Here is a 6,523-nt window from a genome sequence, read left to right as displayed (position 1 = left end):
CGTAAAAGATGTGGTGTATAACGCAAATTATTTGGTGATGGGCTTAGGTGATGTATATCTCGGTGCACCAGTTGCGACACCGCTTGATCCACGTCAACGACTCGTAACGACTAAATATAATCCTGCACGAACTTGGACACCTGAAAATGCTGTTGGAATCGGCGGTGCTTATATGTGTGTCTATGGAATGGAAGGACCGGGTGGCTATCAATTTGTGGGTAGAACGACTCAAATGTGGTCTCGCTATCGTAGAAATGCAGACTTTGAGCAAGGTAAACCGTGGTTATTGCGCTTCTTTGATCAGATTAAATTCTATGAAGTTTCTGAAACAGAACTCATGCAGATGCGTGAGGATTTTAAGGCAGGACGACTCAAACTCAGAATTGAGGAAGGTGTTTTAAACCTCAAAGAATATAATCAATTCTTATCAGACAATGCTGAAACCATTTCAAGTTTTAAAGCAACTCAACAAGCTAACTTTGATGCTGAACGTCGTCGTTGGCATGAGGCAGGTCTTGCAGAATATGTCTCAGAGAGTTTGGATGCTGTTGATGAGGGTGAAACCGTCATCATTCCTGATGGTGGTTGTGCAGTTGAATCACATATGCCAGGTTCGATTTGGAAAATTGAATGTCAATCTGGCGATATTGTCGAGGAAGGAGCAACACTTGCAGTCATCGAGGCTATGAAAATCGAAATTCCGATTGTTGCACCTGAACGCATGAAGGTTGAAAGCATTACGATCGAAAAAGGACAAACTGTTAAAACAGGGCAGGTGTTATTTACACTAGCGCCAGTGGCTTAATGAGATTGAAATAAAAAAGACCGCTTAAGCGGTCTTTTTTAATTTAAGAATTACATTTTTGAATGTGTTTATATTCGACGGCTTTTTTTCTTAAATGCTCTTGATCCCCACAAAATAAGAGTTGGCCCAAACTGAGTAAAATATAGCCACACTTTGATGCATTCAGCGTAACTAAATGGTGCGAGTTGATACATTTTTTAGGCATTTTTAAGATTGGGAAATCAGCTTCATTCTTACTTTCATTACTTATGTAGCTTATTTATATTATGTTCTGAGCGAATCCAAACTATCTGATATTTTGGCATGCTTTCTGCTTTTATTTATATACAGTATAAATAGAGGAGAGCAACCAACTTGATCACTAAATCACAAACATTGGTTCATTCCAACATGTATAAAAAGAATAACCAGAACATGAGTAATAACAATGGAATAAACTGATGCCATACAGTACTTTAAACAAGCCCCACCTCAGCGTAGTGGGGCTTTTTTTATTATTTAATTTAACTTTATTCAACAAATCTCAATCACTAAAAATTGGCACATATTCTGCATTCTAAACAAGTAATACAAAAACTAATTTTAGTAATACCCTTGTAGGAGCTGAGATATGTGTGAAGTCAAAACTAATGCTGTAGAAAGACATCCTATTAAGAAATTTCTAGTCGAATTATTCAGTGCTAGGGCAGGTTTGTATATCAAACAAAATCACCCAGAACGCAAAGTAAAGGGATGAGACTGTGGCCAAGCAAAAGTTAGCTCGAATCAGTATTACTGTGCCCGAAACTACATTGAATGCACTTGATCAAAAAATTGTAGATCAACACTACGAAAGTCGTTCACAAGCAATCTTGGACATGATCAATCGGCACTTAATCGATGATCTGGCTAAAAACGATGAGGTTATGGTTGGCACTTTGACATTGTTGTATGACGTTAGTTTAAAACCACTTCGAACACAACTTGTTGACCTTCAACAACAACACTTAGCTCAGGTAATTAGTTCATTACATATTCAATTAGATGATGACAAGGTTCTACAAGTCATGTTGATGCAAGGTGTCAGTAGTGATTTGAAAGCCATTAGTCAGCAGTTCATTGCATTAAAAGGGGTAATTAAAGGGCATTTGGAATTGATGGATGCCGTCATGCCGCCAATTGCACAAAACACATAAACATTCATAGTGACAAAAAGTTCTAAATATCAAAGCATAATAGGAGCAAGCATAAGATGATCAAAAAAACTCTGATTTCAGCATCTGTGCTGACAGCGATTTTTTTAGGGGGCTGTGACAACACAGCAAAACTACCAGAATCAAAGGCAAAAACTGAAGGCAGTACCAATAGTAAGCCAATTACAATTGGCTATAGTGATTGGCCAGGTTGGGTGGCATGGCAAGTTGCTATTGAAAAGGGTTGGTTTAAAGAAGCGGGGGTAAATGTCGAATTCAAATGGTTCGATTATTCTGCATCTATCAATGCATTTTCTGCCAATCAGCTCGATGCCGTTTCTGTATCCAATGGTGATAACTTGGTGATCGCATCAGGTGGTACCAAAGGCATCATGATTTTGGCAACTGATTATTCCGCAGGAAATGATGTCATTATTGCCAAAAGTGGAATTAATAATATTGCTGATTTGAAAGGTAAAAAAATTGCAGTTGAGAAAGGATTGGTTGATCATCATTTACTCAACACAGCTTTAGATGATACCAAAGTAGCAAACTCTGAAGTGACATTAGTGAATGCAGTAACCAATGAATTACCTCAAGTGTTTGCAAGTCCTGATGTGTCGGCAATTGCAGTTTGGCAACCTGTAGCCAATCAAGCATTAAAAGCGGTTGCTGGTTCTAAAATCATCTACTCATCCAAAGATAAGCCGGGACTGATTTATGATACTTTGACCGTCAATATGACACACCTTGCTGCAAATAAGGAAGATTGGAAAAAAATCATTCAGGTATGGGATAAAACTGTTAAATATATCAATGATCCAGCAACACGAGACGATGCTGTAGCAATCATGGCAAAACGAGTCGGTTTAGATGCTGCTCAATATGCTCAATTTATTGATGGAACCCATTTACTTGATCTGCAAGCAAATAAGAAGGTATTTACCAAATCCGACAGCTTTGATTCTATCTATGGCTCAAGTTATCACGTCAACGAATTTAATTTTAAAAATGGAGTCTATACCACTAAAGTGGATGTTGATGGCGTGATATTCCCAACGCTTATTGAAGAGGTGAAATAGTTTTAATATATTGGGTAATAATACTTTTAAATTTAATCATTAGCTCTTAAAAATCTCCCTTTCATGAGGGAGTTTTTTTATCTATCAAATATATCAATGAATACTTCCATATAAAAAACCCACTCTTATAAGTGGGCTGTAAATTTTTTACTTTATTGACGTATCAGCTTTTCAATCTTCGCTTACTTTAGTCATACGAGGAATCAACGGCAAATCCTCAAGTGCTGGATCGAGTTGATCTTCATCGGCATGAACGAGTTGATCCACACGTTGACGCAATGCTTTAAATTCAGGGCAAAGCATTTGATCTGGATGACGTGGGCGAGGTAAATCTACTTCGATAATTTCTTTTATTTCACCAGGATTGGCTTTCAATGCGACGATACGGTCAGCGAGTAAGATCGCTTCATCCATATCATGAGTGACAAAAATAATGGTGATATCAATATTTTGCCATAAATCCATCAAGTGCCGTTGCATCTTCTGACGGGTATGTGGATCAAGTGCGCCAAATGGTTCATCCATCAATAGAATTTTGGGTTCATTCACCAATGCTCTGGCAATCGCAACACGCTGTTTCATTCCACCAGAGAGTTGATGAGGATACTGATTTTCATATTTTTCTAAGCCGATAATATTAATCCATTCTCGTGCTTGAGCCTCGGCCGTACTATCACTTTGTCCCTTCATTTTTGGGCCGAACATCACGTTTTCTTTGACTGTTTTCCACGGAAACAGTGTATATCCTTGAAACACCATACCGCGCTCAGGACTAGGACCCATGATCGGTTGTCCATCAATCAAAATCTCTCCACCCGAATAAGAATCAAGTCCAGCGACAATCCGACTGAATGTTGACTTTCCACAGCCAGAAGGACCGATCACACAAATAAACTCACGTTTATGAATCTTTAAATCAATTTGGTTTAAAACAGTTCGTTCAGTTTTACCGTGTTTGAAGCTTTGCGTGAGTTGTTTTGCTTCTAAGATGACAGCACGCTCATAAATATGATCAAAATATTCACGAGCATTGAAATGGGTATTTGTCATTAGTGTGCTCCTGATTTCCATTTAAAAAGCTGCTGCCCAAGTTTCATTAAAATGACATCACAAATCAGACCAATCACACCAATAATGAGAATGGCTGCATAAACATTGTCAAAATTTTGGTAACGTGCTTGTTGGGTAATAAACCACGTAATACCTGATGTGCTCCCAATCAATTCAGCAACGATCAAGTAAGTCCACGCCCAACCCAACAAAACTCTCAAATCTCGATAAATCTCAGGTAAGGCAGCAGGAATCACCACATGAATTAAGCTTTTGGTTTTGTTCGTTCCAAGTGTAAAACCTGCTTCAATTAAACTGCGATCAACTAATCGAGTTGTATTGGCAATAATTAAAATCTGTTGAAATAACGTACCTATGATAATAATGGCTATTTTTGGTGCATCGTTGATACCTAATATGGCAACAGCCAAAGCACCAAAAGCAGGGGCTGGTAGATAACGAAAAAACTCAACAAAGGGTTCGGTAAGTTGAGAAATTGTTCTAGAAAAACCACACAAAATACCTAAGGGCACCCCGACCAAAGAAGAAATAAAAAAGGCGGTAAATACGAGTTTAATACTCTGCCAAAGACTTTCATGAAACCACGGATCATTAGCTTGCGCGGGTGGTGTTGTAAAAGCGGTTACTAATGCAATAGCAACTTCATGCGGTGCTGGCAAATAGATAGGATTAACAAGAACACCTTGTGGCGGTGTGTTGCCTTGGTCTAAAGCACTTTGTGCTTCGGTATAGAAAATATCTTTAGCAATTCGACTATCGACCTGTAAATAGGTCACGCTGCCAGAATCTGTAATCTTTACTTGTGGATGCCAAATAAATGGAAAGTAACTCACAGCACACCACAGTAAAATCGGTATTAGAAATGACCCGAAACCAAATAACATTTTGCTTTTTTGGCTGAGCTCGCGTGCAACGTAACTCATATCTACTGCCTCTTAATATTACAATTTTTATAAAACGTAATACTGTTTAAGCAAAATAGATGCCAAGCAGGCTTATTTTCAGTTTGAGACTGAATTTAGAGCAGAATAAATCTGTTTTATAATGAAAAATGGCTGATTTTGATAAGTATTGGCTGAAAATAAAACAAAAAACTTGTTTGAATGCCCATTATCACTTTTTGCGCGGACTAAAACGATGACGGATAGTTCAAATCCATTATTTCCAATGAAAAATAAAACTGTTTGGCGTAATTGGATATTAAAGTTCCTCGTAATTTTTGGTGCATCTTTATTAAGTCTATACGCTATTTTTGCAATTGATATGGGACGGGTAAATATTGCGCCAGCAATCTTTGGTTCATAACAAATTTTAGAGCAACGTCACCAAACCAACAAAGCTGCTGATACTGATCATTCTGATGATCCTGCACTGAATCAAGCTTGGCAACACTCTGGGGTATGGTTATATGCAATGAGTAAAGTTACATCTGATCAACACTCGTATGGTACAGATAGTTACTTCACCTATTCGATGTACCATTATGCAGAAATGCCAATAAAGAACATGGTCGTACTGTCATTTCATAATGTGATGGGAGGAATCTGTATGCTGTTTGGTGCCTTACAGTTTTGGCCAGCCTTTCGACATAGATATCCACCTTGGCATCGAGGCTTTGGTGCTTTATACATGGTGACTGCACAGCTTGCGATGATTGCAGCTGCAATTTATCTCACGATTACACCTGTTCAGACCATTTATGATTCGTTTTCATTTTACGTTGGTCTATGGATTTTAGTAATCATTGTAACTATTAGTTTATGGTTATCTATTTATCATTTAAAACGCAAAGAATACGCGCAACATCAAGCTTATATGGCGATTAATTTCGGCGCTTTGTTAACTGCACCAATCCTGCGCTATAACTGGGTTTTAGGAGGTATATTATTTCCTGATGTAGGCTTTAACACTTCAAATTATTGGGGCGCGGGGATTTTATTACCGCAGTGTTTTGTTATGGGGTACTTATTGTTGTCAGGGATCATGGCGGGAAGCCCATGCCCACGTGAAATCATGCAGCGTGTGATTGATCGCATGCATATGTCAGAAATCACGATTTGTTATGGCATGACTGAGACTTCACCAGTCAGCGTTCAAAGCTCCGTGAGTGACACCATTGATAAACGCGTCAGTTCAGTTGGACATGTTCATCCACATGTCGAAATCAAAATCGTCGATCCTGAAGGGCAACTCGTACCACAAGGAACTTTAGGCGAGCTATGCGTTAGAGGTTACTCGGTAATGGCAGGCTATTGGGGCGAAGAAGAAAAAACCCGTGAAGTAATTGATGCCGCAGGTTGGATGCATACAGGTGACATTGCGGAGTGAACCGTACCGGGTTTGTCGGAGACTTTTTTATTTAAGTTAGGCCACCTGACCTAACGGGTTAATCT

The 6,523-nt window shown here is 38.7% G+C and carries 6 protein-coding genes and 2 pseudogenes; 6 read left to right on the top strand and 2 right to left on the bottom strand.

Annotated elements, in window-relative coordinates; genetic code table 11:
- From A2003_RS06485 to A2003_RS06475, 3 genes are all read left to right on the top strand, one after another.
- On the top strand, window positions 1-805 hold an 805-nt coding region (locus A2003_RS06485; protein ID WP_286687009.1), incomplete at its 5' end, for a carboxyltransferase domain-containing protein.
- Window positions 806-1,545: 740 nt separating this feature from the next.
- A complete protein-coding gene (locus A2003_RS06480) occupies window positions 1,546-1,980 on the top strand; it encodes a CopG family ribbon-helix-helix protein (protein WP_004954346.1) in 435 nt (144 codons plus the stop codon).
- Window positions 1,981-2,036: 56 nt separating this feature from the next.
- Entirely contained in the window at window positions 2,037-3,059 is a 1,023-nt protein-coding gene (locus A2003_RS06475; RefSeq protein ID WP_286687008.1) for an ABC transporter substrate-binding protein, read from the top strand.
- Between the two features lie 171 nt (window positions 3,060-3,230).
- Here A2003_RS06475 and A2003_RS06470 read toward each other — a convergent pair whose 3' ends face one another.
- Both A2003_RS06470 and A2003_RS06465 read right to left on the bottom strand, forming a co-directional pair.
- The gene (locus A2003_RS06470; RefSeq protein WP_004639185.1) at window positions 3,231-4,109 is read right to left on the bottom strand and encodes an ABC transporter ATP-binding protein; all 879 of its coding nucleotides are present in this window, start codon (window positions 4,107-4,109) and stop codon (window positions 3,231-3,233) included.
- A complete protein-coding gene (locus A2003_RS06465; RefSeq protein ID WP_004961901.1) occupies window positions 4,109-5,053 on the bottom strand; it encodes an ABC transporter permease in 945 nt (314 codons plus the stop codon). The genes A2003_RS06470 and A2003_RS06465 overlap by 1 nt, the downstream gene beginning before the upstream one ends.
- Window positions 5,054-5,267: 214 nt before the next feature.
- Between A2003_RS06465 and A2003_RS06460 the strand changes: the two genes are divergently transcribed.
- From A2003_RS06460 to A2003_RS06450, 3 genes and pseudogenes are all read left to right on the top strand, one after another.
- Window positions 5,268-5,435 carry a hypothetical protein gene (locus tag A2003_RS06460; RefSeq protein WP_228271309.1) on the top strand — a complete coding sequence of 56 codons (168 nt, stop codon included), beginning with the start codon at window positions 5,268-5,270 and terminating at the stop codon, window positions 5,433-5,435.
- Between the two features lie 108 nt (window positions 5,436-5,543).
- Window positions 5,544-5,990, top strand: a pseudogene (locus tag A2003_RS06455) (DUF2306 domain-containing protein); the annotation flags it as partial.
- Between the two features lie 108 nt (window positions 5,991-6,098).
- Window positions 6,099-6,455, top strand: a pseudogene (locus tag A2003_RS06450) (AMP-binding protein); the annotation flags it as partial.
- Window positions 6,456-6,523: the final 68 nt, after the last annotated feature.

Origin of the sequence: Acinetobacter sp. GWC1_38_13 (assembly GCF_001767535.1) — a bacterium.
GTDB classification, from domain to species: Bacteria; Pseudomonadota; Gammaproteobacteria; order Pseudomonadales; family Moraxellaceae; genus Acinetobacter; species Acinetobacter junii.
The sequence above is the reverse complement of the archived record's forward strand: the minus strand, read 5'-3'. Positions and strand labels throughout refer to the sequence as shown.